Source organism: Halomonas smyrnensis AAD6, assembly GCF_000265245.1.
Taxonomy (GTDB): domain Bacteria; phylum Pseudomonadota; class Gammaproteobacteria; order Pseudomonadales; family Halomonadaceae; genus Halomonas; species Halomonas smyrnensis.
Map to the genome: position 1 here is coordinate 178,297 of NZ_AJKS02000005.1, position 23,446 is coordinate 201,742.

The window sequence follows — 23,446 nt, forward strand, 5'->3', positions numbered from 1 at the left end:
GGAGATACGACCTTGTCGATGCACGTCGCGTATGGCTTGTGGCTGGCCAGCGGAGGATCACTGATTGCCGCGGCCATCACCTGGAAGATCGCCAAATCCAGAGAATAGCCCCAGACGCCGGCCCATAACATGAATGGCCGACCGCCCGATGCACGGGCCGCCACAGGGCCCCGGCGACATCGGGCGATACGACCATGGTCAGTAGAGCCTCAACCCCACCCGCGTCACGCGATTGCCTTGCATCTCGTTGACGACCCAGTGAATACCGTGCCAATCGATATCGTCGCCCACCACCGGATGGCCGCCGACACGCAGCGAGATGAAATCCGCCAGTGTCATGTCGTGCTCCCCCGGGCTCAGGGTCAAGCCATAGGCATCGGCGATATCGCCCAGCCGCGCATCGCCGTTGAAGCTGAAGGCGCCGAAGAAGGCACTCTGGCGACGTAAGGTGGCATCGCCGTTGAACAACCGGTTGAGCGCCGGCAGGTCGTCGCCGCGACCGATCACGCACAACACGTCGTTGCGCTGCAGCTGGGTGCTGCCCTTGGGATGCACCATCACGCCATCGCGGAACAGCGCGGCGATGATCGCACCGGAGGGGAAGCGCAGCAGACGGATCGGCACCTCCTCGAGATCGGAGCTCTCCACGCGATAGATGAACATCTCGTAGTCGTTGTCGTGCTGAATCCCCAGCGGGCCACGCCGCTTGGGCGTCACGCTGGGCGGCAGCTCGACCTTCAGGCGCTTCGCCATCCACGGCAGCGAGCCGCCCTGGATCAGCAGCGACAGCAGCACCACCGCGAAGGCGACATTGAAATAAAGCGAGGCATTCTCGACACCGCCGATGACCGGGAAAATCGCCAGCACGATCGGTACCGCGCCGCGCAACCCGACCCAGGCGATGAAGCCGACTTCACGCCAGCGGAAGCGGAAGAACGGCTTGATGGCGATGACCACCGCCAGCGGGCGGGCGACGAAGATCAGCGCCAGGGCCACCACCGCGGCGGGCAATGCATAGACCATCATCTCGCTGGGATTGACCAGCAGCCCCAGCACCAGGAACAGGCCGATCTGGCTGAGCCAGGCCAGGCCGTCGTGGACCGGCAGAATGAAATTGAGGTGGCGCCCCGGCCGATTGCCGATCATCAGACCGGTCAGGTAGATGGCCAGGAAGCCGCTGCCGCCCAGCGCGCTGGTCGCCCCGAACACGCAGAAGCCGAGCGCCAGCGCCAGCAGCGAATAGAGCCCCGGCGCCAGATCCACCCAGCTGATCAGCCGCGCGATCAGCCAGCCGGCCCCCAGCCCCAGCGCGATGCCGACGCCGAACTGCTGCAGGAAGAACAGCGTGGTATCGAGCCAGCCGCCGATATCCCCGACCAGCACCTCCACCAGCATCAGGGTCAGGAAAATCGCCATCGGATCGTTGGTGCCCGACTCGATCTCCAGCGTGGCCCCGACCCGCTCGTTGAGGTTGATGCCTCGCCCGCCGAGCATCGAGAACACCGCCGCGGCATCGGTGGAACCGACGATCGCCCCCACCAACAGCCCCTGCACCAGGCTGAGCCCGAACACCCACATGGCAATCACGCCGACCAGCGCACTGGTCACGAACACGCCCAGGGTGGCCAACGACAGCGCCGGCTTGAAGCCGACCCGGAAGGTCTTCAGCCGGGTGCGCAGGCCACCGTCGAGGAGGATCATCGCCAGCGCCAGGTGACCGATCAGAAACGCCAGCGGGTAGTCGTCGAACTGGATGCCGAGTACGCCCTCCTCCCCGGCGAGCATGCCGAGCCCGAGGAACAGCAGCAGCAGGGGAACGCCCACCAGCGTGGAGAGCCGGCTGGCCAGCACGCTCAGCGCGATCAGGAAGCCGCTGAGCAGAAAAAGGGTATTGATCGTGTCCATGGCATCCTGCCCCAGAAAGTCATCCAAGTATCTCATAGCGTGCGGGCGGCCGCGACGCGCAGCGACACGTTGACCGCGGCGCTGGTCAGGCGGGACCCCACGCCGATAGACTGGCCACGTCTTTCCCCTTGCCCGGGCCCGTCATCGCCACCTCCCGGGCATCGCTGGAGCCGCTGACATGCTGTCATTCATCCGCCGCCCGGCCCGACCGAGCGCCTGGGCCTCACTGGTCATGGCGCTCGGCCTGCCGGGACTGTCTCCGGTCGGCCATGCCGCGCCGGAAACGCCCGAGGGTGGCTACCCGCCGCTCGGTACCGACGTCATGGTCCCCGACCTGGGATCGGAAACCGCGCCGGCCGTCATCGAGGACCCGCTGACCGCCTTCCAGGACCGGCCGAGCGGCCCGTCGGTGGACACGCCCACGCGGCCGACCGCCCCGGCCGTGGCCGTGGGCCCCGCCGAGCCCATCGCGCCGCCGCCGGTCACGCATCTGTCGCTGATGCTCGACTGGTACCCGAGCCCGCGCCACGCGGCGCTGTTCGCGGCCCGCGAGCTCGACCTGTTCAAGGAGCGCGGGCTGGAGGTGGAGATCCAGACGCCCGCCGACCCCGACGTGCCCACCAAGCTGCTGGCGACCTCGCGAATCGATCTGGCCCTGACCCGTCAGCCGCTGCTGCACCTGATGGTCGATCAGGACCAGCCATTGGTGCGCGTGGCGACGCTGGTCGGCCTGCCGCTCGCCTCGCTGGTGCTCGACGACGCCATCGGCCTCGAGGCGCTGGAAGGCACGCGCATCGGCCACGTCGACCTGGATGCCGAGAACGTGCTGCTGGCCAGCCTGCTGACCCATCAGGAGCTGACCCGCGAGGCCCTGGACAGCCCCGACCTGCATTTCCGGCTCGAGCAGGCCATGCGCGAGGGGCGCGTGGACGGGGTGATCGGCGCCGTGCGCTATCTGCTGCCGCGCGCCCTGGCCGACGATGGTCTGTCGACGCACACCTACACCACCGAATCCATGGGCGTGCCGCGCTACGACGGCCTGATCCTGGTGGCCAACCGCGACCATCTCGCCCAGCAGCGCGAGGCCATCGTGGCACTGGTGGAGGCCCTGGAGGAGGCCACGGCCTGGATCGTCGAGCATCCCGATGCCGGCTGGGCACTGCTGGCCCGCGCCGAACCGGCCATGGACACCCCGACCAACCGCGCCGCCTGGCCCGAGGCCATGCGGCGCCTGAGCCTGACCCCCGCCGCCCTGCACGAGAAGCGCTACGCGGACTTCGAGCACTTCCTCAACCAGCAGCACCTGGTATCCGAAACCACGCCGGTGGAGCGCCTGGCCATCGATCCGAACCGCCAGTGATGCAGCGTCAGGCCGACCGCGTCCGACGCTCGGGGCGCGACAGAGACGAAGGCCTCAGTCGTGCTGGCGGGCGAGGAAGCCGTTGACCGCCGCCTGAAACTCCTCGGGGCACTCGGCGTGCAGCCAGTGGCCCGCCTCCAGGGTCTCGAGCTCGGCGTTCGGCAGCACCTCGCGCAGCGCCGGCAGCATGGCATCGGTCACGTAGGACGAGCGGCTCCCGCGCACCACCAGGGTCGGACCCTCGAAGGCGCCCTCGCCGTCCGGTTCGCCGCTGATCGACGCATAGTCCTCGGTGATCTGATCCAGCCCGACGCGCACCGTCATGCCGTCTTCACCGCGCACCAGGTTGGTGGCCAGGAACAGCCGCGTGGTGCGTTGGTCGATGAAATCCGCCATCAGCGCATCGGCCTGGCGGCGATCGGCCGGCCGCTCGTCGCGCACGCGCCGCAGCGCGCCGAGCTCGTTGTCGTGGCCGTGGCCGTAGGCCTGGGGAGCGACGTCGGCGACGATCAGCGAGGCCAGCCGCTCGGGTGCCAGCCGAGCCAGGGTGATCGCCACCTTGCCGCCCATGGAATGCCCCAGCACATGCGCCCTGGCCACGCCCAGCGCCTCCAGCAGCGCCAGCACGTCGCGGGCCATGGCGGCGTAGCCCATGCCGGGCGCATGCGGCGAGCGGCCGTGGTTGCGCAGGTCCACCGCGATCACCCGATGCTGCTCCTGCCATTTCTTGATGTGCGAGCGCCAGTTGTCGGCGCTGCCCAGCAGGCCGTGAATCACCACCAGCGGCGTGCCGTCGCCGCCGGTGTCGATATGATGGAGAGCGAGAGTCATCGTGAACTCCTTGTCGGGTTAGCGGAGCTGCTCGGGCGCCAGGTCACGGTCGCCGGTCAGCGTCACCAGGCGGCGCGTCAGCCAGCCCAGCAGCACGCCGTAGAGCGGCAGGAAGAAGGCCAGGCTGATGCCCAGCTTGATGCCGTAGTCCACCCAGGCGATCTCCGGCCAGTGGGTGGCCATGAAGGCATCGGTGCCGCGGTGGAAGGCGATCGAGAAGAAGGCGAAGGTATCGGCCAGATTGCCGAGCAGGGTCGACAGCGCCGGCGCCACCCACCAGGCCCGGAGGCGGCGCAGGCGATCGAAGACGGTGACATCGAGCAGCTGGCCCAGCACGTAGGCCATGAAGCTGGCCAGGGCGATGCGCGCCACGAACAGGTTCCACTCACCCAGCGCCTCCAGCCCGGCGAAGCCGCCGCGCGGAAACACCACCGAGACGACATAGGAGATCACCAGTGACGGAAACATCACCCGCAGGATGATGGCCCGAGCCGGCTCCTTGCCGAACAGCCGTACGGTCAGGTCGGTGGCGAGGAAGATGAAGGGAAAGCTGAACGCGCCCCAGGTGGTATGCAGCCCGAACAGGCTGAAGGGAAGCTGCACCAGGTAGTTGCTGGCAGTGATGACGAGGATATGAAAGGCGACCAGCCACATCAGGCAGCGGCGGGTCTGGGCGGCGGTAAGCGCGAACATGGGACACCTTTTTGGCGGGAGGGGTAAGGGAACCCTCATCGAATGGCATGCCGGTACCCCGGCGAACGGTCGCGAATTATACGCGCACGCTCGCCGGGGGCCAAACCCGCCTCGGCGCGCCGCCCTACTGCTGCCGTGCCTGCTCGGCGCTGCCCAGCGAGCGCGCCACCATGGCATCGTGCACGTCGGCGAGGCTTGCCGGGTCATCGATGGTCGAGGGCACGCCATAGGCCTCGCCGTCGGCGATGTGACGCAGCAGCTTGCGCAGGATCTTGCCGGAGCGGGTCTTGGGCAGGCGATCCACCACCAGCACCTGCTTGAGGCAGGCCACCGGACCGATCATCTCGCGCACCCGCTCGACCAGCTCGCGCTCCAGGGTCGCCTCGTCGCCGTCGAAGCCGTCCTTGGGGATCACCAGCCCGACCGGCACCTGCCCCTTGAGCGCATCGTGAATGCCGATCACCGTGCACTCGGCCACCGCCGGATGGCCGCCCACCACCTCCTCCATCTCGCCGGTGGAGAGACGATGCCCGGCCACGTTGATAACGTCGTCGGTGCGCCCCATGATGAACAGATAGCCGTCCTCGTCCAGATAGCCCGCATCGCCGGTCAGGTAGTAGCCCGAGAAGGCCGCCATGTAAGCGGCGTGAAAACGCTCGGGATCGCGCCAGATGCCGGACAGGCAGCCCGGCGGCAGCGGCTGCTTGATCATCACGCTGCCCTGCTCCAGCGCCGGCGCGTCGTGACCGCTGCGATCGAGGATGCGCACGTCGAAGCCCGGCACCGGCACCGTGGCCGACCCCGCCTTGGCCGGCATCGGCTCGAGCCCCAGCAGGTTGGCGGCGATCGGCCAGCCGGTCTCGGTCTGCCACCAGTGATCGACCACCGGCACATCCAGCATCCCCTTCAGCCAGTGGAAGGTCGGCGGGTCCAGTCGCTCCCCGGCCAGGAACAGCGCCTTGAGGCACGAGATGTCGTGGTCCTTCAGGTGCAACCCTTCGGGATCTTCCTTCTTGATCGCCCGGAAGGCGGTCGGCGCGGTGAAGAAGGCCTTGACCCGATACTCGGCGATCAGCCGCCAGAAGGCCCCGGCATCCGGGGTCCGCACCGGCTTGCCCTCATACACGACGGTGGTGCAGCCGCGCAGCAGCGGCCCATAGACGATATAGGAATGGCCCACGACCCAGCCCACGTCCGAGGCCGAGAAGAACACCTCGCCCGGCGCCATGTCGTAGACCGCCTCCATGGAATAGTGCAGCGCCACGCCATAGCCGCCGGTATCGCGCATCACGCCCTTGGGCTTGCCGGTGGTGCCGGAGGTATAGAGCACATAGAGCGGATCGGTCGCCCGGACCGGCACGCACTCGGCCGGCGCCGCCGCGGCCTCCAGCGTCGCCCAGTCATGCTCGCCCTCGCCGAGCTCGACCGGGCACTGCTCGCGCTGCAGCATCACGCAGGCCTCGGGGCGATGGGCGCTCTGCGCCAGCGCCTCGCGCACGATCGGCTGGTAGGGCAGCACCCGGTCGACCTCGATGCCGCAGGAAGCCGCGATCACCACCCTGGGCTCGGCGTCCTCGATGCGCACCGCCAGCTCGTGGGGGGCGAAGCCGCCGAACACCACCGAATGCACGGCCCCCAGCCGGGCACAGGCCAGCATGGCGATCGGCGCTTCCGGCACCATCGGCAAATAGATGACCACGCGATCGCCCTGCTCGACGCCGAGATCCCGCAGTGCCCCGGCGAAGCGCGCCACCCGCTCGCGCAGCTCGGCATAGGTGTAACGCCGCTTGCCGCCGCTGACCGGCGAGTCCCACAGCAGTGCGTCCTGATCGCCGCGGCCCTGCTCGATGTGGTGATCGAGGGCCGCATGACAGAGGTTGAGCTCGCCGTCGCCGTACCAGCGGGCATGGCCCTGATCGTCATACTCGAGGATGCGCGTCGGCGGGGTGATCCAAGGCAGGCGCCTCGCCTGCTCGGCCCAGAAGGCCTCCGGCTGCTCGATGGAACGCTGATATTCGCTGCGATATGTGGACATGGGGCCTGCCTGCTCAGTGAATGTCGCCTCGATTGTTGACACACTAGAACAACGCCAACCCCAAAACCCTCATACCAAGGGCGAAATTCGACAAATGGACGAGCCTTCTCGCCACGTTGTCGACAAACAGGACGTATCAAGCGCAACGGCAGGGCCACGCCGGCCGCCCTGAACTATAGTTGAGAAATGACTGAATCAGAAAAGACGTGACGTAACGGGCCACCGCGGGCACGCTCCATCACAACACCCAGGGCTTGCCGGGAGACGTCATGACGACAGCCCATCGGCAAGAGACGACCGCCATCGGCTGCCATGGCAGCATGAGAGGTGATACATCATGAGCACTTCGCAAGCCCAGGCCGATGGCCTGCTGCACGACGGGGATGACGTCATCGACCGGGCCAGCGCCCTGCTCAAGGCGATGGCCAACGACAACCGGCTGAGGATCCTGTGCCTGCTGGACGGGCAGGAGCTGTCGGTCACGGAGCTCAACCACCAGCTGGCGCTGAGCCAGTCCGCCCTTTCCCAGCATCTGGCCATCCTGCGACGCGAGAGCCTGGTGAGCACCCGGCGCGCGTCGCAGACCATCTACTATTCGCTCAACGGCGACCGGGCGAGGATCCTGCTGTCGGCCCTCGCCCGAATGGAGTTGGGGAACCACTGAGACCGGGAAGCGGTTGACACCGAGGCCCCGCAGGATCAGCGCTTCTGCCAGCCGCGCGCCTCCAGGCTCTCGACGACCCGCTCCACGCCACGCTCCACGCCGTCGGACACCGCCAGACCCAGCCTTGCCGGCAGGGGCTGGCGACGCTCCAGGCGCAACGAGACCACCCGCGCCTCTTTCATGCGCTCGACGAGATAGGCCTCGCTGGTGCCGATCTCGTCGGCCAGGCCCCGTGGCAACGCCTGCTGGCCGTACCAGCTCTCACCGGTGGCCACCGCCTCGATGTCCAGGTCCGGGCGACGCTCGGCGACATAATGCTTGAATAGCCCGTGCACGTTCTCGAGGTCTTCCAGGAATTTCTCGCGCCCTTCCTCGGTGTTCTCGCCGAATACCGTCAGGGTGCGCTTGTAGCGGCCCGCGGTCAGCACCTCCACGTCGACGTCGTGGCGCTTGAGCAGGCGATGCAGGTTGGGCACCTGGGCGACCACCCCGATCGAGCCCAGCACCGCGAAGGGCGCCACCCGCAGCCGGTCGGCGCAGCAGGCCATCAGGTAGCCGCCGCTGGCCGCCACCTTGTCGACGCACACCGTGGTGGAGAGCCCCGCCTGACGCAGGCGGTCGAGCTCGGCGGCGGCATGGCCGTAGGCGTGCACCAGCCCACCGGGCGACTCCAGGCGCACCACCACCTCGTCCTTCTCGCCGGCCACGTCCAGCACCGCCGACACCTCCTCGGCGAAGCGCCCGGTGGCACTGGCCTTCAGGTCGCCGTGGAAGTCCAGCACCCAGACCGTACCGGCGACGTCGCCGCCGGCATCGTCCTTGTGCTTGCCGCGCGCCTTGTCATCGCGTCGAAAGGCCTTCTGCAGCCGCTTGCGCGCACCGGGCTCGCTGGCGGCCAGCTGCAGTCGGCGACGGCGGCGACGGCGATCGCCGTTGAGCTCCTCGACCCGCAGACGGGTCCGCTCGCTCTCGCCGCCGCGCGAGCGCATCACCACCATCACGCCCAGGGTCACGATGACCACCACCGCCACCAGCTGGGCCAGGAACATGCCGAAATCCGTCAGCCACTCGTTCACCGTGTCTCTCCTTCGAAGTGTCCATCCTTCGCGGCGTCATTCGCCGCAGGGCTGCCCCTCATCCTGCCCAGCGGCGGGCGCCGCGACAAGCCGACCGGCTTGATGGCTCCGACGCTTTTCCCTACTCTCGCGGATCGATCTTTCACGTCTCCGGAGACCCCCGATGTCCGACAGCACCCTCGACAAGCTCCATGCCCGCTTCGATCCCGAGGCCGCCCGCGGCATGGACGAGGTGTTCCAGTTTCACTTCAGCGACGCCGGCGACTATCACCTGGTGGTGCGCGACGGCACGCTGGACGTTCAGGAGGGCGTTCACGAGGAGCCGTCGGTCAGCCTGAGCCTGAGCACCGAGACCCTCAAGGGCGTGATGAGCGGCGAGATCAGCGGTATGAGCGCCGTCATGAGCGGCCGCCTCAAGGCCACCGGCAACGTCATGCTGGCGACCAAGCTCGGCGGCCTGTTTCCCCGCCGCGACTGAGCCGAGGGCGGGCGAGTTCGCCTCAAGGCCGCACGCCGACCTCGGCCAGGTGCGTCTCGATCAGCGCCCGCGAGATGGAGTGAGGCGGCGGCAGCTGCGGCAGCCGACGCGGCGAATACCAGGCGGCGTCGCTGATCTCGTGGCCGTCGATGCGAATGCGCCGACTGGCCGCCTCGGCGAAGTAGCCGAGCATCAGCGAGTGCGGGAAGGGCCAGGCCTGGCTCTGGAAGTAGCGCAGCCGCCCAACCGTCAGCCCCACCTCCTCGAATACCTCGCGGTGCACCGCCTCCTCGGCGGATTCGCCCGGCTCGATGAAGCCGGCCAGCGTCGAGTAGCGCCCGGGGGGGAAACGCGGACTGCGCGCCAGCAGCAGCGACTCGCCGTGGGTCACCAGGGTGATGATGCACGGCGAGATGCGCGGATAGTTGCGATGCCCGCAGCGCTCGCAGTGCATCGCGAACTCGTGGTCGAGCCGCGAGGCCGGCGCGCCGCAGCTGCCGCAGAAGCGATGATGGCGCAGCCAGGCGCCGACCTGCAGCGCGGTGGAGACCAGCGCGAACCAGGACTCCGGCAGCCGCGCCAGCCACTCCCGCCCCTCGATCCAGTCGTCGCCGGGCGTCTCCTCCACCGACAGCGCCACCGGCGCGTCGTGCCACCAGCACATCGGCTGCATGGCCGGGGTCCAGGGCTGCCAGGGCTGCAGCGGACCGCCGTCTGTGCCCGGGGCGATGCACCCCCGGGCCAGGCGAATCACCCGACCCGCGGTTTCCTCATGGGGCAGTTCGCGACGCAGCATCAGGAGGTCTCCCGACCCGGCCACCCCTCCAGGGTGTCCCAGCGGCATTCGCCGCCGGCCTCGCGGACGGTCGCCAGCTTGTCGCGATGGGCCTGCCACTCGGCCTCGTCCGGCGCCTGGACCGTCAGGCTGCCCGGCGTCAGCGCCACCCGACGGATGTTCAACCCGCCGCTGGCCGCGGACTCGTCGCCGTCACCGGCGCTGGCGTCCAGCGACAGAGCGGTCTGGCCGCCGGTCATCGCCAGGTAGACGTCGGCCAGGATCTCGGCATCCAGCAGGGCGCCGTGCAGCACCCGGTGCCCGTTCGCGATGTCGTAGCGCTTGCACAGCGCATCGAGATTGTTGCGCTGGCCCGGATGCTTGTCCCGCGCCATCTGCAGGGTATCGAGGATGCGGCAATGATCGGCCACCGGGCCCAGACGCGGCTCGCCGCGGGCCTGGTTCAGCAGGCCGATTTCGTGGTCGATGAAGCCCACGTCGAAGGGCGCGTTATGGATCACCAGCTCCGCGCCCTCGATGAAGGCCCAGAACTCGTCGGCGATCTCGGCGAACAGCGGCTCGTCGGCGACCCGCTCATCGGTGATGCCGTGCACCGCCACCGCCTCGGCATCGATGCTGCGCTGCGGATTGATGAACTGGTGATAGGTGTTGCCGGTCAGCCGGCGATTGACCATCTCCACGGCGCCGATCTCGATCAGACGGTGGCCGTCGCGGGGGTCGATGCCGGTGGTCTCGGTATCCAGGATGATCTGACGCATGGGGCGTTACCTGTGGGGAAATCGGCGTTCTTGGGCGAGCATCAGGCCTTGGCCTGCATCTCGTCGATGGCCTCGTTGGCCAGGCTGTCGGCGCGCTCGTTGCCGGGATGACCGCTGTGACCCTTGACCCAGTGCCACTCGACGCGGTGACGCTGAGCCTCCTCGTGGAGGGCGCGCCACAGTTCGGCGTTCTTGACCGGCTGCTTGGAAGCGGTCTTCCAGCCGCGCTTGATCCAGCCGTGAATCCACTCGGTGATGCCGCGACGCAGGTATTCCGAGTCGGTCCACAGCTCGACGCGGCACGGCCGGGTCAGCGCCTTCAGCGCCATGATGGCGGCCATCAGCTCCATGCGGTTGTTGGTGGTCTTCTCCTCGGCGCCCTTGAGCGGCTTCTCGTGGGGGCCGCTGCAGAGCAGAGCGCCCCAGCCGCCGGGGCCGGGATTACCGCGGCAGGCGCCGTCGGTATAGATCGTCACGTCGGGCAACGCCCCTGACTGTGGTTGGTCTGTCACCCTTGCTTACCTTCGTCGGTGGCGGACCGGCCGGATACGTTGCCCAGCGCCGAGCCGGCCAACGGCGTCGGAAAGACCACCCGGCCGCGCCCGGGCTGGACCAGCTGGGACCGGCGCCGCGCATGAATCATGTAGCTGTCGCCCAGCGGCAGGTTGTACCGGCGCCCGAGGGTCTCGAGCCGGGTGTTCCGGGCCGGACTGCCGGGCAGGCGAAAGCCGCAATAGTCTACCCGGCGGGCCTCGAAATCGACAAACGCCAGCCAGTCGGCGAGCCGCCCGGGCGTGCGCCAGCGTCCGCGGCCGGGCAGCTGCCGCCGCCGGGCGGGCCGACAGCGCCGCCAGCCACTGGGGCCGAAGGGGTGCCAGCCGAAGAGGATCAGATGGCCGTCGTCGGCGGTCACGCGGGCCGCCTCCTGAAGCAGATGGTGGGGATCGGGGGCGATCTCGAGCAGATGATGCACCACCACCAGGCTCAGGCAGCCGTCGGGGAGCGGCAGGGCATCGAGGGGGCATACCAGGGTGGATTCGTCGGCGGCCAGCTCCCGGGTCGGCGACCAGCGCAGCGCATGACGCACCGGACACATGTCGGCCAGGCTCGGCGCCAGCCCGAGCTCCAGCCCGTGGGGGCCGAACCAGCGCTCGCAAAGCGGGCCGAGGCAGGCGCGCTGGGCCTGCCACACGCCCTGCCCGGCGGCGCCGGCCCAGTAATGGCGGCCCTCTCGCACCAGCCGCGCCATGCGCATCGCCTCCTGCGAATTTGACATGATCCGTTCATCTCTCCAGAGTACTCGATTTTGCACAGACCCGATTCAAGGCGCCACCGGCCTCGGACATCACCGACCCGGCGCGAGGACCCCGAGCCCATGTTGAGCGTGACACCGATTCCCGCCTTTAGCGACAACTATATCTGGATGCTGCGGCAGGACACGAGCCCCCAGGTCTGCGTGGTGGATCCGGGTGATGCCGCCCCGGTGATCGAGACCCTGGAGCGCGAGGGTCTGACCCTCGGCAGCATTCTCGTCACCCATCATCATCCGGATCACGTCGGCGGGCTGCCCGAGCTGATCCAGCGCTACTCGCCGCGGGTGATCGGACCGCACAACCCCGCCATCGAGGGCATCGACGAACGCGTCGGCGCCGGTGACGAGGTTCGGGTGATCGGGCGCCTGTTCGAGATCATCGAGGTCCCGGGCCATACCCTGGATCACATCGCTTTCTTCACCGCCGGCATTCCGCCGCTGCTGTTCTGTGGCGACACCCTGTTCAGTGCCGGCTGTGGACGTCTGTTCGAAGGAACCCCCGAACAGATGCATGCCTCGCTGGCGCGCCTCACGGCCCTGCCCGAGGATACCCTGGTCTTCGCGGCCCATGAGTACACCCTGGCGAACCTCGCCTTCGCCAAGGCCGCCGACCCGGACAACCCCGACATCGACGCCGCCGAGCAGGAGTGCCGGCGGGCCCGGGAGCTCGAGCGCCCCACCCTGCCCAGCACCATCGGGCGGGAACGGCGCATCAACCCTTTCCTGCGCTGCGAGGACGCCGGTGTGCGTCGGGCCGCCGCCCCCCAGGGCGACACGGCCGACGCCGTGACGACCTTCGCCACCCTGCGCGGCTGGAAAGACGACTTCTGAGACCCACCCGGCAACTCGCGTTGCCCGCCTGATTCACGGACGGCAACGCCCGCCCCGGAGGCCCTGAATGACCTATCACACATCGCGCCGGCGACTCCTCGGATTCGCCAGCACGATCGCCATGACCGGCGCCCTGATCGCCGGCGCCTACACCAAGGCATCGACCCTGCCCGCCGGACAGATGGGCGCCGATACCCCGAGCTTCGCCCCGGTTCACCGCGGCGAACCGGAGGGCCAGCGCACCTTCTGGAGCCACCTGCAACTGCAGCCGGCCGACGCCTGGTCGCGTCTGCGCGACACCTTCCAGTGGAAGGATCAGTGGCAGAACGGCGCCGGCCACGCCCGGGTTCAGCACTGGATCGACGAATACAGCGCCAAGCCGCACAACGTCGCCGACATCGCCGAGCGCGCGCGCCCCTGGCTGGCGTGGATCCTCGAGCGGGTCGAGGACCGCGGCCTGCCCGGCGAGATCGCCCTGGTGCCCTTCGTCGAGAGCTCCTTCGACCCCGAGGCGCGCAGCCACTTCGGCGCCGCCGGCCTGTGGCAGATCATGCCGCGTACCGGCGATGCCCTGGGGCTGAACCGCTCCGGCAGCTGGGACGGCCGCCTGGACGTGGTGCGCTCCACCGAGGCCGCGCTGGACTACATCGAGTACCAGGCCGACCAGTGGTACGAGGGCAACATCGAGCTCTCGCTGGCCGCCTACAACGCCGGGGCCGGCACCGTGAACCGCGCCCAGCGCCGCGCCCTGGCCCAGGGCAAGCGGGGTGACTACTGGGATCTCGACCTGCCCAACGAGACCATGGATTACGTGCCCAAGCTGCTGGCCATCGCCGCCATCGTCGGCGAGCCGGAGCGCTACGGCGTGACGCTGCCCGAGATCGAGGGCACGCCGGCCTTCGAACGCGTGCCGGTGACGCGCACCGTCCGCCTCGGCGAGGCCGCGGAGCTGGCCGGCGTGCCGACCGGCCAGCTGGCCGCATTGAACCCCGGGATGCGCGGCGACACCGCCCATCCCGGCCAGGTCAGCGAGCTGCTGGTGCCCGTCGACAATGCCGAACCGCTGCTGGCGGCCCTGGAAAGCACCGCCCCGAGCGGCGGCGCCGCGGGAGAGATCCACGTGGTGCGGCGCGGCGACACCCTCTCCGGCATCGCCTCCGAGCACGCCGTGGCGGTCGCCGACCTGGCCCGCTGGAACGGCCTCGACAGCCCCAACGCTTTACAACCCGGCCAGCAGCTGACACTTTCCGGTAGATGATCAGGGGGGCCATCGCCCCCCGACCTGGTACAAGGATGCTGACCGATGCGATCGATCGTCCTGCTGACGGCGGCCCTGGCGGCGACGCCCGCCCTGGCCGCAGATCCGGCTGACGTGCCCACCCGCCATGGCCTCGCGCTCTACGGCGACCCGGCGCTGCCGGCGGATTTCGACCACTTCCCCTACGTCAATCCCGACGCGCCCACGGGCGGCACCCTGACCCGCGGCGCCAGCGGCAGCTTCGATTCCACCAATCCCTTCATCATCCAGGGCACCCCGGCCTCGGGCCTGAATGCCATCTACGACACCCTGATGGTGGCCAACCCCGACGAGCCCTTCACCATGTATGGGCTGCTGGCCGAGGGCATTCGCCTCGACCCGGACCGCCAGTGGATCGAGTTCGACCTCGATCCCGATGCCCGCTTCCACGACGGCGAGCCGGTCACCGCCGAAGATGTCATCTTCAGCTTCGACACCCTCACCGAGCTAGGCCAGCCGTTCTACGCCGCCTACTACGCCGACGTGCGCGATGTCCGCGCGGTCGACGAGGACACCGTGCATATCGATCTGGCCGACAGCAAATCCCGTGAGCTGCCGCTGATCCTCGGCCAGATGCCGATCCTGCCGGCCCACTACTGGGACGGTCGCGACTTCGAGCGACCGACCCGCGACGCCCTGCTCGGCTCCGGCCCCTACCGCATCGCCGAGGTCGACCCCGGTCGACGCATCGTCTACGAACGGGTCGACGACTACTGGGGCCGCGACCTGGCCGTGAATCGCGGCCGCCACAACATCGACCGGCTGGTCTACGACTACTATCGCGACCAGACCGTGGCGCTCGAGGCCTTCAAGGCCGGCAACCTCGACATGCGCATCGAGTCCAGCGCGCGCAACTGGGCCACCGCCTATGACTTCCCGGCCGCCGACGACGGCTTCGTCGAGCGCCTGGAGGTGCCGGACGGCCAGCCCGCCGGCATGCAGGCCTACGTGATGAACACCCGCCGCGACGTGTTCCAGGACGTGCGCGTGCGCGAGGCCATGAACCTGGTCTTCGACTTCGAGTGGCTCAACCAGAACCTCTTCTACGGCGCCTACGAGCGGACCCACAGCTACTTCGAGAACTCCGAGATGGCCGCCGAGGGCCTGCCTGGCGAGGCCGAACTGGCCCTGCTCGAGCCCTGGCGCGACGCGCTGCCCGAGCGGGTGTTCGACGAACCGCTGCCCGTGGAGCGGCCGGATGACATGCGCGGCCGCCTGCGCGAGGCCCTCGGCCTGCTGCATGCCGCCGGCTACGAGAACCGCGAGGACGGCACCCTGGTCAACGCCGAGACCGGCGAGCCGCTGGCCTTCGAGGTCCTGCTCTACGACACCCAGTTCGAACGCGTCGTGCAGCCGCTGCTGCGCAACCTCGCGCGGCTCGGCGTGCAGGGCGACATCCGCATCGTCGACGTCAACCAGTACCTGAACCGGCTGCGCCGCTTCGACTTCGACGTGGTGGTGGGCGGCTTCCCGCAGTCCGCCAACCCGGGCAACGAACAGCGCGAGTTCTGGGGCAGCGAGTACGCCGACGCGCCGCAGAGCCGCAACCTGATCGGCCTGGCCGACCCGGCGATCGACGCCCTGGTCGACGAGCTGATCTCCGCCGACAGCCGCGAGGCGCTGGACACCGCCGCCCGGGCCCTCGACCGGGTGCTGCGCTGGGGTTTCTACGTCATTCCGCAGTGGCACCTGGACAGCACCCGCATCGCGGTCTGGGACAAGTTCGGCTGGAAGGAGCCCTTCCCCGAGTACAATCTCGACCTCGACGCCTGGTGGGTCGACCCCGAGCGCGGCGCCGAGATCGAGGCCCGACAGCGCAATCGGTGATACAGGTTCGAGGCACGATGCTGCTGGTAGATGACCGCCGGGGACAAGGCGAAGCGAGGTTCTTTTGACAGGGGTGAGGCGATTATCGCCGAACGGGTTGGCCAAGGATGGCCAACACCGGCCCTGCAAGCGGGGCAGGATGCGCATTAGCGCCGCTGGTCAAAAGAAGCGCCCAGGGATGGGTTTACCGCGTCCTCGCGAAGGCTTGTCGCCGCGAACGTTGAGATTTCATATAAGCCCTAAGGACACTCCGTGGCCGCCTACGTACTGCGCCGCCTGCTGCTGATGATCCCCACCCTGCTGGGGATCATGTTGCTCAACTTCCTCATCGTGCAGGCCGCCCCTGGCGGCCCCATCGACCAGATGTTGGCCCGCTTCGAGGGCCTGTCGACCCAGGCCAGCACCCGTCTCGAGGGCGGCGGCGGCGACAGCGCGGGCAGCGGCGGCGAATCCCGCGGCGCCCGCGGCGTGCCACAGCAGTACATCGACCGCCTCGAGACCCAGTTCGGCTTCGACGAGCCGGCCTACCAGCGCTTCCTCGACATGCTCGTCGACTACGCCACCTTCGACCTGGGCGAGAGCTTCTTCCGCGGCGAGCCGGTCACCACCCTGATGCTCGAACGCCTGCCGGTATCGATCTCGCTGGGCCTCTGGACCACCCTGCTGGTCTACCTGATCTCGATCCCGCTGGGCATCCGCAAGGCGCTTCGCCATGGCTCGCGCTTCGACGTCTGGAGCTCGGGCCTGGTGATCGTCGGCTACGCCATCCCGGGCTTCCTGTTCGCCATCCTGCTGATCGTTCTGTTCGCCGGCGGCAGCTACTGGGACGTGTTCCCGCTGCGCGGCCTGACCTCACCGGACTTCAGCGATCTCTCCGCCTGGGGCAAGGTCAAGGACTACTTCTGGCACATCAGTCTACCGGTGCTGGCCTCGGCGATCGGCAGCTTCGCCACCCTGACCATGCTGACCAAGAACAGCTTCCTCGACGAGATCCACAAGCAGTACGTGCTGACCGCCCGGGCCAAGGGCGCCAGCGACCGCCGCGTGCTCTACGGCCACGTGTTCCGCAACGCCATGCTGATCATCATCGCCGGGCTGCCCTCGGCGCTGGTGGCGATCTTCTTCACCGGCTCGCTGCTGATCGAGGTGATCTTCTCGCTCAACGGCCTCGGCCTGCTGGGCTTCGAGGCGGTGATGCAGCGCGACTACCCGGTGATCTTCGGCACCCTGTATCTCTACACCCTGATCGGGCTGATCCTGAAGCTGGTCTCGGATCTGACCTACGTGTGGGTCGACCCGCGCATCGACTTCGAGACACGGGAGTCCTGAGCATGGCACTGAGCGAGCGTTTCTCTCCCATCACCCGCCGCCGGCTGGCGGTGTTCCGCGGCAACCCTCGCGCGCGCCTGTCGCTGTGGCTGTTCATGGCGCTGTTCGTGGTCAGCCTCGGCGCCGAGCTGGTGGCCAACGACCGGCCGCTGCTGGTCAACTACCAGGGCCAGTGGTACGCACCGCTGATCGTCGACTACCCGGACAGCGCCTTCGGCGGCTTCCTGCCCACCCCGGCGGACTATCGCGACCCCTACACCCGCGAGGCCATCGAGGCCGACGGCTGGATGCTGTGGCCGCCGATCCCGTTCTCCTACGACACCCTGGATCAGGACCTCGACCATCCGGCGCCCTCGCCGCCCGACGCCCGCCACTGGCTGGGCACCGACGACCAGGGCCGCGACGTGCTGGCCCGGGTGATCTACGGCTTCCGCCTGTCGGTGGTGTTCGCCCTGGTGCTGACCGCCGGCTCGCTGGCCCTGGGCGTCGCCATCGGCGGCGTGCAGGGCTACTTCGGCGGCAAGGTCGACCTGATCGGCCAGCGCCTGATCGAGATCTGGTCCGGCCTGCCGGTGCTGTTCCTGCTGATCATCCTGGCCAGCCTGGTCGAGCCGAACCTGTGGTGGCTGCTCGGCATCATGCTGCTGTTCTCCTGGCTGGGGCTGGTCGACGTGGTGCGTGCCGAGTTCCTGCGCGCCCGCAACCTGGAATACGTGCGCGCCGCCAGGGCCATGGGCCTGCCGTCGCGCATCATCATGCGCCGCCACGTGCTGCCCAACGCCATGGTCGCCACCCTGACCTTCATCCCGTTCCTGTTCACCGGCGCCATCACCACCCTCACCGCCCTGGACTTCCTCGGTTTCGGCCTGCCGCCGGGCTCGCCGTCGCTGGGCGAGCTGGTGGCCCAGGGCAAGAACAACCTCCAGGCGCCGTGGCTCGGCATCACCGCCTTTTTGACCCTGGCGGTGATGCTGTCGCTGCTGGTGTTCATCGGCGAGGGCCTGCGCGACGCCTTCGATCCGCGCCACATCCAGCACGCCAGCGGCAAGGCCGACGGCGAGCGCCAGACTGCCACTGGGAGCGCCAGATGAGCGACGAGACCCTGCTTCGCCTCGAGGATCTGACCATCGCCTTCGACGACGCCCCGGTGGTCGAGGCGCTGTCGCTGCAGGTGCGCTCCGGCGAGACCCTGGCGCTGGTCGGCGAGTCCGGCTCCGGCAAGTCGGTATCGGCGCTCGGCGCCCTGGGCCTGCTGCCCCCCGGGGCCCGGGTCAGCGGGACGCGCCGGCTCGGCGACACCGATCTCGCGCGGCTATCGACGCGCGACTGGCGCGCGATCCGCGGCGGACGAGTCGGCTTCGTGTTCCAGGAGCCGATGACCTCGCTCAACCCGCTGCACACCGTGGCCCGCCAGATCGGCGAGACCCTGCGCCTGCACCAGGGGCTTCGCGGCGTGGCCGCCCGCCGACGCGCCCGAGAGCTGCTCGAGCAGGTCCAGCTGCCCCGCGCCGAGGAGCTGCTCGACGCCTGGCCCCACCAGCTCTCCGGCGGCCAGCGTCAGCGCGTGATGATCGCCATGGCCATCGCCAACCACCCGCGGCTGCTGATCGCCGACGAGCCGACCACCGCGCTGGACGTCACCGTGCAGCAGGAGATCCTGGCGCTGCTGGCCGAGCTGCGCGATACCCACGGCATGGGCATGCTGTTCATCACCCACGACCTCAACCTGGTGCGCCGCCACGCCGATCGGGTCTGCGTCATGCGCCACGGCCGGGTCCAGGAGACCGGCCCGGTGTCGCGGGTGTTCGAGACCCCCGAGAGCCCCTATACCCGCGAGCTGCTGGCCGCCGACCCCACCGGCCGCCCCGAGCCGCTCACCCATCGCCCCCCGCTGCTCAGCGCCCGCGGGCTCGGGATCCGCTTCCAGCGGCCGAAGAAACTCTTCAGCCGCCGACCGCCGGCCTTCGAGGCGGTCAAGCCGCTGGACCTCGCGGTCGCGCCGGGCGAGACGCTCGGCATCGTCGGCGAATCCGGCTCCGGCAAGACCACCCTCGCCCTGGCGCTGCTGCGCCTGCAGCAGAGCGACGGCGAGATCACCTTCGACGGCCAGCGTCTCGACCGCCTCCACGGCGACGCCCTGCGCCGCCAGCGGCGGCGGCTGCAGGTGGTGTTCCAGGACCCTTACGGCTCGCTGTCGCCGCGCATGCCGGTAGCCGATATCGTCAGCGAGGGGCTGCGCTTCCACCACCCCGAGCTGGACGATGCCGAGGTCGACCGCCGCGTGCGCGCCACCCTGCGCGAGGTCGGCCTGCCCGAGGAATGTGGCGCCCGCTATCCACACGAGTTCTCCGGCGGCCAGCGTCAGCGCATCGCCGTGGCCCGTGCCCTCATCCTCGAGCCGTCGCTGCTGGTGCTCGATGAGCCGACCTCGGCGCTCGACCGCACCGTGCAGAAGCAGCTGGTCACCCTGCTGCGCGAGCTGCAGCGCAAGCGCGGGCTCAGCTATCTGTTCATCAGCCACGACCTGGCCGTGGTACGCGCCATGGCCCATCGCCTGCTGGTGCTCAAGGACGGCGAGGTCGTCGAACAGGGCGACTGCGAGGCCGTGCTGACCCGGCCGACAACCGACTACACCCGCGCCCTGGTCGAGGCCGCGGGGCTGTCGTCGATGTCACCATGAGCGCCGTCATCGGCGTCGCCGCCTCCCCCGCGGCCTGATCACCAGGCCGCACCGAGTCGATGATGCTGTAGAAGTGACTGAAGATAACGGTATAAATCCGAGACGACCCGGGAGACGGTTGTGCTGGCACCGAAGGGCCGCCTATCTATACTTGCCGAGTGTCGAAGGAACGAGAGGAATCGGGATGCGTCAGGCAAGGATGTGGCTGACCGCCGCGACGCTGCTGTGCCTGGCGGCCCTGTGGGCCGGCTCGGCGATGGCGGCATCGCGCGACCTGGGCGCCGGCTGGGAGTATCGCTGGGGCGACTCGCCCATGACCGCCGACGGCGTGCCGACCTGGACACGGCCGAGCGATGACGCGGCCTGGCAGGCCATCGACTTCCCCGCCAACCCACCCGGCCGCCGCGGCCAGACCCACGCCTGGTTCCGCACGGTCCTCCCCGACGGCGACTGGCGCGACCCGGTGCTCTACATCACCAGCATCGACCTGATCGCCGAGGCCTATCTGGACGGCGAGCGCCTCTATCACCACGGCACCTTCGACGCCGCCGGCAACGGCCGCTTCGCCGGCTGGCCCTGGCACATGATCCGCCTTCCCGAGGACTTCCCCGGCCGCCTCCTGACCCTGCGGGTCTACTCCGACTACACCGCCATCGGCCTGTGGGGCGAGGTCAGGCTGATGGAGCGGGCCGAGCTGTACGACCTCCTGCTGCGCGACTCCTTCGATGCCCTCATCGTCGGCCCGCTGTGCCTGCTGCTGGCGCTGCTCGCCGGCGGCTTCGCACTGTTCCAGGACGATCGCCGCCGCTTCCTACCCATCGGCCTGTTCGCCCTGGGCTCCGGCGTCATGATCCTGGCCGAATGTCCGGCCAGTCAGCTGCTGATCGACCGCCCGCTGCTGTGGAACGGCCTCACCGCCGCGGGCTACTTCAGCCTGCCGGTCGCGCTGGGGCTGCTGCTGGAACACTGGTTCGCCGACACCCGGGCTCGCCGCATCCGCCGCATCTGGCAGGCCCATCTGCTCTATCTGGTGGGCGCGCTGAGCGCCAGCGGGCTCGGCTGGGTCGAGCTGTCGATGACCTTCCCGGTGTTCGACGCGCTGCTGGTCGTCAGCCTCGTCCTGCTGCTGGCGATCATCGTGCCCTATCTCGGGCGATTCGATGCCCGGCAGCGGGCCATACTGGGCGCCTTCGCCCTCTTCGGGGCATTGCTGCTGATCGACATGGCCGTGGCCCACGGCTTGCTACCCTGGCGGCGGGTGCCAACCAGCGCCGGGGCGCTGGCCTTTGCCCTGGTCATCGCGGGCATCTCGCTGATCGACTATGCCCATACGCAGCGTGAACTGAAGCGTCTCAACAGGCAGCTCGAGCAGGAGGTCGAGGAGCGAACACAACGGCTGCAGCAGCTGGTGGATCGGCTCGAGATCGACTCCACCACCGACCCGTTGACCGGCCTGCACAATCGCCGCCACTTCGACGAGTGCCTGCGCCAGGAAACCCACCGGGCCAGGACGCGGCAGGCGCCACTGGCGCTGGCGATGCTCGACATCGACCACTTCAAGCGCATCAACGACAGTCACGGCCATGCGGCCGGCGACCGGATCCTGGCGGGCGTCGCGGTCGCGCTGCGGGAGCACTTCCGCGACGACGACGAGATATGCCGCATCGGCGGCGAGGAGTTCGTGGTGCTGCTGCCCGGCGCCGGCGCCGACACGGCAAGGGAGCGCGCGGCCTCGCTGATGGCCGGCCTGGCCGACCGCGTCTACTGGCACGACGGCCACATGCTGGGCCCGGTGACCCTGTCCTGCGGCATCGCCGCCTACCCGGCACACACCGACGATCCCCTGGCGCTGCCCGATCTGGCCGACCGGGCGCTGTACGGCGCCAAGAAGACCGGCCGCAACCGCATCATCACCGCGACATGAGGATCGACCTCAGGCGGAACTCACCCCTCAGAACAGCGCCACTTCCTCGGCGCTGAGCTCGCGCCATTCCCCGGGCGCCAGTTCGGGATCCAGCGTCAGCGCGCCGATCGATTCACGGTGCAGTATCTCGACGTGGTTGCCGATGGCGGCAAACATGCGGCGCACCTGGTGGTAACGGCCCTCGTGGACGGTCAGCCGCGCGTGCAGTGAGTCGAGCATCTCGAGCTCGGACGGCCGCGTCGGCGCCTCGTCACCCTCGAGCTCGATGCCCTCGGCGAAGGCCGCCACCGCGCGCTCGGCCTCGGCGCCTTCCAGGGGACGCGCCAGGGTCGCCAGATAGACCTTGGCGCAGCCGCGCTTCGGCGAAGTCACGCGATGCGACCACTGGCCGTCGTCGCTGAGCAGCAGCAGGCCGGTGGTCTCCACGTCGAGCCGCCCCACCGTCTGCAGGCGCTCGGCCTTGGGCAGGTCGATCAGGTCCATGGCGCGCGGATAGAGGCCGCGGCGCGCCGTGCATTCCACGCCTTCCGGCTTGTGCAGCATCACGTAGCGCAGCCCGACCAGCTCGAGGCGCTCGCCGTTCCAGGTGACGCGGTCATCGGCCGCGAGATGGCGGGCGGCCTTCTTCTCGCGCTCGCCGTTGACCTCGACCTCGCCGCGGAGCAGCGCCCGCTTGGCCAGGCTGCGGGTCATCTCGGTGCTTTCGGAGAGAAATCGATCCAGTCGCATCAGGCACCCACTCCATCGGTCAGGCCGAAATGATCGGCGTCGCGCCAGGCCGGAAACTTCTCCCGGAAGGCATGCAGTTCGTCCAGCGACAGCGTCCCTGTCCTGACGAAAGCCACATCACGGGGCTCGTCGATCAGCGGCTCGCCCTTGGCGTCCACCAGCATCGAGTCACCGGCGTAGGCCAGGCCCTTGGCGTCCTCGCCGACGCGGTTGACGCCGATCACCGGGCACAGGTTCTCCACCGCGCGGGCCTGGAGCAGCACCCGCCAGGGATGGCGACGCGGCGCCGGCCAGTTGGCCACGCACAGCAGCGCATCGTATTCGAAGGCTTCGCCGGCCTCGGGCCGCTGGCGCAGCCACACCGGGAAGCGCAGGTCGTAGCAGACGCTGAGCAGGATGCGGAAGCCCTTGAGCTCGACGATCACCCGCTCGTGGCCCATGGCATAGCGCTCGTGCTCGCCGGCCATGCGGAAAAGGTGGCGCTTGTCGTAGTGCACCAGGCTGCCGTCGGGGCGCGCCCAGATCAGGCGGTTGAAGCAGTCACCGTCTTCCACCACGGCTACGCTGCCGGTCACCACGCAGCCGCGTCGGGTCGCCTGCTCGCACAGCCAGGCCACGGTGGCGCTCTCGGCCATGGGCTCGGCCATCTCGCGGGAGTTCATGGTGAAGCCGGTGGCGAACATCTCGGGCAGCACGATCAGGTCGGTGTCGTCGCCGTCGAGCTCGCCCAGCGACGCCTCCAGCATCCGGCAGTTCGCCTCGGGGTCTTCCCAGCGCAGGTCGGCCTGCACCAGGGTCGTTCTGAGTTCGCTCATCGAGGACTCCATTGGGGATCAAACGGCCCCCATAGCCTAAACGAGAGCGCACGCCGACGCAGCCATCACCCTGCCGGCCGGCACGCATGATAGGCTGTCGCTTTCT

At 69.0% G+C, this 23,446-nt stretch carries 21 protein-coding genes; 10 read left to right on the forward strand and 11 right to left on the reverse strand.

Annotation, left to right across the window (positions count from 1 at the left end):
* Positions 1-198: 198 nt before the first annotated feature.
* Positions 199-1,905, reverse strand: a complete 1,707-nt coding sequence (locus UYS_RS0207880) for a potassium/proton antiporter (RefSeq protein WP_016854965.1) — start codon at positions 1,903-1,905, stop codon at positions 199-201.
* A gap of 178 nt (positions 1,906-2,083) precedes the next feature.
* Here UYS_RS0207880 and UYS_RS0207885 point away from each other — a divergent pair, with 178 nt between their 5' ends.
* On the forward strand, positions 2,084-3,265 hold the full coding sequence (locus UYS_RS0207885) for an ABC transporter substrate-binding protein (protein WP_016854966.1): 1,182 nt from the start codon (positions 2,084-2,086) through the stop codon (positions 3,263-3,265).
* A gap of 54 nt (positions 3,266-3,319) precedes the next feature.
* On the opposite strand, the gene UYS_RS0207890 is transcribed toward UYS_RS0207885, so the two are convergent.
* The 3 genes from UYS_RS0207890 to UYS_RS0207900 all read right to left on the reverse strand — a co-directional run bounded on the left by UYS_RS0207890 (position 3,320) and on the right by UYS_RS0207900 (position 6,857).
* The gene (locus UYS_RS0207890) at positions 3,320-4,096 is read right to left on the reverse strand and encodes an alpha/beta fold hydrolase (RefSeq protein WP_016854967.1); all 777 of its coding nucleotides are present in this window, start codon (positions 4,094-4,096) and stop codon (positions 3,320-3,322) included.
* An 18-nt stretch (positions 4,097-4,114) separates the two neighbouring features.
* On the reverse strand, positions 4,115-4,789 hold the full coding sequence (locus UYS_RS0207895) for a 7-cyano-7-deazaguanine/7-aminomethyl-7-deazaguanine transporter (RefSeq protein ID WP_016854968.1): 675 nt from the start codon (positions 4,787-4,789) through the stop codon (positions 4,115-4,117).
* 124 nt (positions 4,790-4,913) lie between these two features.
* Positions 4,914-6,857: a propionyl-CoA synthetase gene (locus tag UYS_RS0207900; RefSeq protein WP_420319334.1), complete on the reverse strand. Its 1,944-nt coding sequence runs from the start codon at positions 6,855-6,857 to the stop codon at positions 4,914-4,916.
* A 304-nt stretch (positions 6,858-7,161) separates the two neighbouring features.
* On the opposite strand from UYS_RS0207900, the gene UYS_RS0207905 reads away from it, so the two are divergent.
* On the forward strand, positions 7,162-7,488 hold the full coding sequence (locus UYS_RS0207905; protein WP_016854970.1) for an ArsR/SmtB family transcription factor: 327 nt from the start codon (positions 7,162-7,164) through the stop codon (positions 7,486-7,488).
* A gap of 35 nt (positions 7,489-7,523) precedes the next feature.
* On the opposite strand, the gene sohB is transcribed toward UYS_RS0207905, so the two are convergent.
* A complete protein-coding gene (gene sohB, locus UYS_RS0207910) occupies positions 7,524-8,564 on the reverse strand; it encodes a protease SohB (RefSeq protein WP_016854971.1) in 1,041 nt (346 codons plus the stop codon).
* A gap of 163 nt (positions 8,565-8,727) precedes the next feature.
* Between sohB and UYS_RS0207915 the strand changes: the two genes are divergently transcribed.
* The gene (locus tag UYS_RS0207915; RefSeq protein WP_016854972.1) at positions 8,728-9,042 is read left to right on the forward strand and encodes an SCP2 sterol-binding domain-containing protein; all 315 of its coding nucleotides are present in this window, start codon (positions 8,728-8,730) and stop codon (positions 9,040-9,042) included.
* A gap of 22 nt (positions 9,043-9,064) precedes the next feature.
* Here the strand turns inward: UYS_RS0207915 and nudC are convergent, their stop codons facing one another.
* From nudC to UYS_RS0207935, 4 genes are read right to left on the reverse strand one after another with little or no spacing between them, the layout of a single operon-like run.
* A complete protein-coding gene (gene nudC / locus UYS_RS0207920) occupies positions 9,065-9,838 on the reverse strand; it encodes an NAD(+) diphosphatase (protein ID WP_016854973.1) in 774 nt (257 codons plus the stop codon).
* Positions 9,838-10,596 carry a DNA polymerase III subunit epsilon gene (dnaQ, locus tag UYS_RS0207925; protein WP_016854974.1) on the reverse strand — a complete coding sequence of 253 codons (759 nt, stop codon included), beginning with the start codon at positions 10,594-10,596 and terminating at the stop codon, positions 9,838-9,840. The genes nudC and dnaQ overlap by 1 nt, the downstream gene beginning before the upstream one ends.
* A gap of 41 nt (positions 10,597-10,637) precedes the next feature.
* Positions 10,638-11,081: a ribonuclease HI gene (gene rnhA / locus UYS_RS0207930; RefSeq protein WP_016854975.1), complete on the reverse strand. Its 444-nt coding sequence runs from the start codon at positions 11,079-11,081 to the stop codon at positions 10,638-10,640.
* Positions 11,082-11,104: 23 nt separating this feature from the next.
* Positions 11,105-11,872: a methyltransferase domain-containing protein gene (locus UYS_RS0207935; RefSeq protein WP_026068418.1), complete on the reverse strand. Its 768-nt coding sequence runs from the start codon at positions 11,870-11,872 to the stop codon at positions 11,105-11,107.
* Between the two features lie 99 nt (positions 11,873-11,971).
* Here UYS_RS0207935 and gloB point away from each other — a divergent pair, with 99 nt between their 5' ends.
* The 7 genes from gloB (at position 11,972) to UYS_RS0207970 (ending at position 21,796) form a co-directional block, all read left to right on the forward strand.
* Positions 11,972-12,739, forward strand: coding sequence for a hydroxyacylglutathione hydrolase (gene gloB / locus UYS_RS0207940; RefSeq protein ID WP_016854977.1), 768 nt, complete (start codon positions 11,972-11,974; stop codon positions 12,737-12,739).
* 67 nt (positions 12,740-12,806) lie between these two features.
* Positions 12,807-13,997 carry a transglycosylase SLT domain-containing protein gene (locus UYS_RS0207945; RefSeq protein WP_016854978.1) on the forward strand — a complete coding sequence of 397 codons (1,191 nt, stop codon included), beginning with the start codon at positions 12,807-12,809 and terminating at the stop codon, positions 13,995-13,997.
* A 45-nt stretch (positions 13,998-14,042) separates the two neighbouring features.
* The gene (locus UYS_RS0207950; RefSeq protein ID WP_016854979.1) at positions 14,043-15,863 is read left to right on the forward strand and encodes an extracellular solute-binding protein; all 1,821 of its coding nucleotides are present in this window, start codon (positions 14,043-14,045) and stop codon (positions 15,861-15,863) included.
* Between the two features lie 252 nt (positions 15,864-16,115).
* The gene (locus UYS_RS0207955) at positions 16,116-17,192 is read left to right on the forward strand and encodes a microcin C ABC transporter permease YejB (RefSeq protein ID WP_016854980.1); all 1,077 of its coding nucleotides are present in this window, start codon (positions 16,116-16,118) and stop codon (positions 17,190-17,192) included.
* 2 nt (positions 17,193-17,194) lie between these two features.
* Positions 17,195-18,283 (forward strand): ABC transporter permease, encoded by a 1,089-nt coding sequence (locus UYS_RS17120; RefSeq protein WP_016854981.1) that lies wholly within the window; start codon positions 17,195-17,197, stop codon positions 18,281-18,283.
* Positions 18,280-19,872 carry an ABC transporter ATP-binding protein gene (locus UYS_RS0207965; RefSeq protein ID WP_016854982.1) on the forward strand — a complete coding sequence of 531 codons (1,593 nt, stop codon included), beginning with the start codon at positions 18,280-18,282 and terminating at the stop codon, positions 19,870-19,872. The genes UYS_RS17120 and UYS_RS0207965 overlap by 4 nt, the downstream gene beginning before the upstream one ends.
* Positions 19,873-20,056: 184 nt before the next feature.
* Positions 20,057-21,796 (forward strand): GGDEF domain-containing protein, encoded by a 1,740-nt coding sequence (locus tag UYS_RS0207970; RefSeq protein WP_026068419.1) that lies wholly within the window; start codon positions 20,057-20,059, stop codon positions 21,794-21,796.
* Positions 21,797-21,823: 27 nt separating this feature from the next.
* Here UYS_RS0207970 and UYS_RS0207975 read toward each other — a convergent pair whose 3' ends face one another.
* A complete protein-coding gene (locus UYS_RS0207975; protein ID WP_016854984.1) occupies positions 21,824-22,525 on the reverse strand; it encodes a pseudouridine synthase in 702 nt (233 codons plus the stop codon).
* Positions 22,525-23,340: an amidohydrolase gene (locus tag UYS_RS0207980; RefSeq protein WP_016854985.1), complete on the reverse strand. Its 816-nt coding sequence runs from the start codon at positions 23,338-23,340 to the stop codon at positions 22,525-22,527. Before UYS_RS0207980 ends, UYS_RS0207975 begins: the two co-directional genes overlap by 1 nt.
* Positions 23,341-23,446 lie beyond the last annotated feature (106 nt).

Excerpts from the sequence above, each read along its gene's own strand:
- UYS_RS0207965 (WP_016854982.1), top strand. The coding sequence starts at position 18,280 with ATGAGCGACGAGACCCTGCTTCGCCTCGAGGATCTGACCATCGCCTTC.
- gloB (WP_016854977.1), top strand. The coding sequence starts at position 11,972 with ATGTTGAGCGTGACACCGATTCCCGCCTTTAGCGACAACTATATCTGG.
- UYS_RS0207935 (WP_026068418.1), bottom strand. The coding sequence starts at position 11,872 with ATGTCAAATTCGCAGGAGGCGATGCGCATGGCGCGGCTGGTGCGAGAG.
- UYS_RS0207950 (WP_016854979.1), top strand. The coding sequence starts at position 14,043 with ATGCGATCGATCGTCCTGCTGACGGCGGCCCTGGCGGCGACGCCCGCC.
- nudC (WP_016854973.1), bottom strand. The coding sequence starts at position 9,838 with ATGCTGCGTCGCGAACTGCCCCATGAGGAAACCGCGGGTCGGGTGATT.
- UYS_RS0207885 (WP_016854966.1), top strand. The coding sequence starts at position 2,084 with ATGCTGTCATTCATCCGCCGCCCGGCCCGACCGAGCGCCTGGGCCTCA.
- UYS_RS0207895 (WP_016854968.1), bottom strand. The coding sequence starts at position 4,789 with ATGTTCGCGCTTACCGCCGCCCAGACCCGCCGCTGCCTGATGTGGCTG.
- UYS_RS0207890 (WP_016854967.1), bottom strand. The coding sequence starts at position 4,096 with ATGACTCTCGCTCTCCATCATATCGACACCGGCGGCGACGGCACGCCG.
- UYS_RS17120 (WP_016854981.1), top strand. The coding sequence starts at position 17,195 with ATGGCACTGAGCGAGCGTTTCTCTCCCATCACCCGCCGCCGGCTGGCG.
- dnaQ (WP_016854974.1), bottom strand. The coding sequence starts at position 10,596 with ATGCGTCAGATCATCCTGGATACCGAGACCACCGGCATCGACCCCCGC.
- UYS_RS0207975 (WP_016854984.1), bottom strand. The coding sequence starts at position 22,525 with ATGCGACTGGATCGATTTCTCTCCGAAAGCACCGAGATGACCCGCAGC.
- UYS_RS0207880 (WP_016854965.1), bottom strand. The coding sequence starts at position 1,905 with ATGGACACGATCAATACCCTTTTTCTGCTCAGCGGCTTCCTGATCGCG.
- UYS_RS0207970 (WP_026068419.1), top strand. The coding sequence starts at position 20,057 with ATGCGTCAGGCAAGGATGTGGCTGACCGCCGCGACGCTGCTGTGCCTG.
- UYS_RS0207980 (WP_016854985.1), bottom strand. The coding sequence starts at position 23,340 with ATGAGCGAACTCAGAACGACCCTGGTGCAGGCCGACCTGCGCTGGGAA.
- UYS_RS0207905 (WP_016854970.1), top strand. The coding sequence starts at position 7,162 with ATGAGCACTTCGCAAGCCCAGGCCGATGGCCTGCTGCACGACGGGGAT.
- UYS_RS0207915 (WP_016854972.1), top strand. The coding sequence starts at position 8,728 with ATGTCCGACAGCACCCTCGACAAGCTCCATGCCCGCTTCGATCCCGAG.
- UYS_RS0207945 (WP_016854978.1), top strand. The coding sequence starts at position 12,807 with ATGACCTATCACACATCGCGCCGGCGACTCCTCGGATTCGCCAGCACG.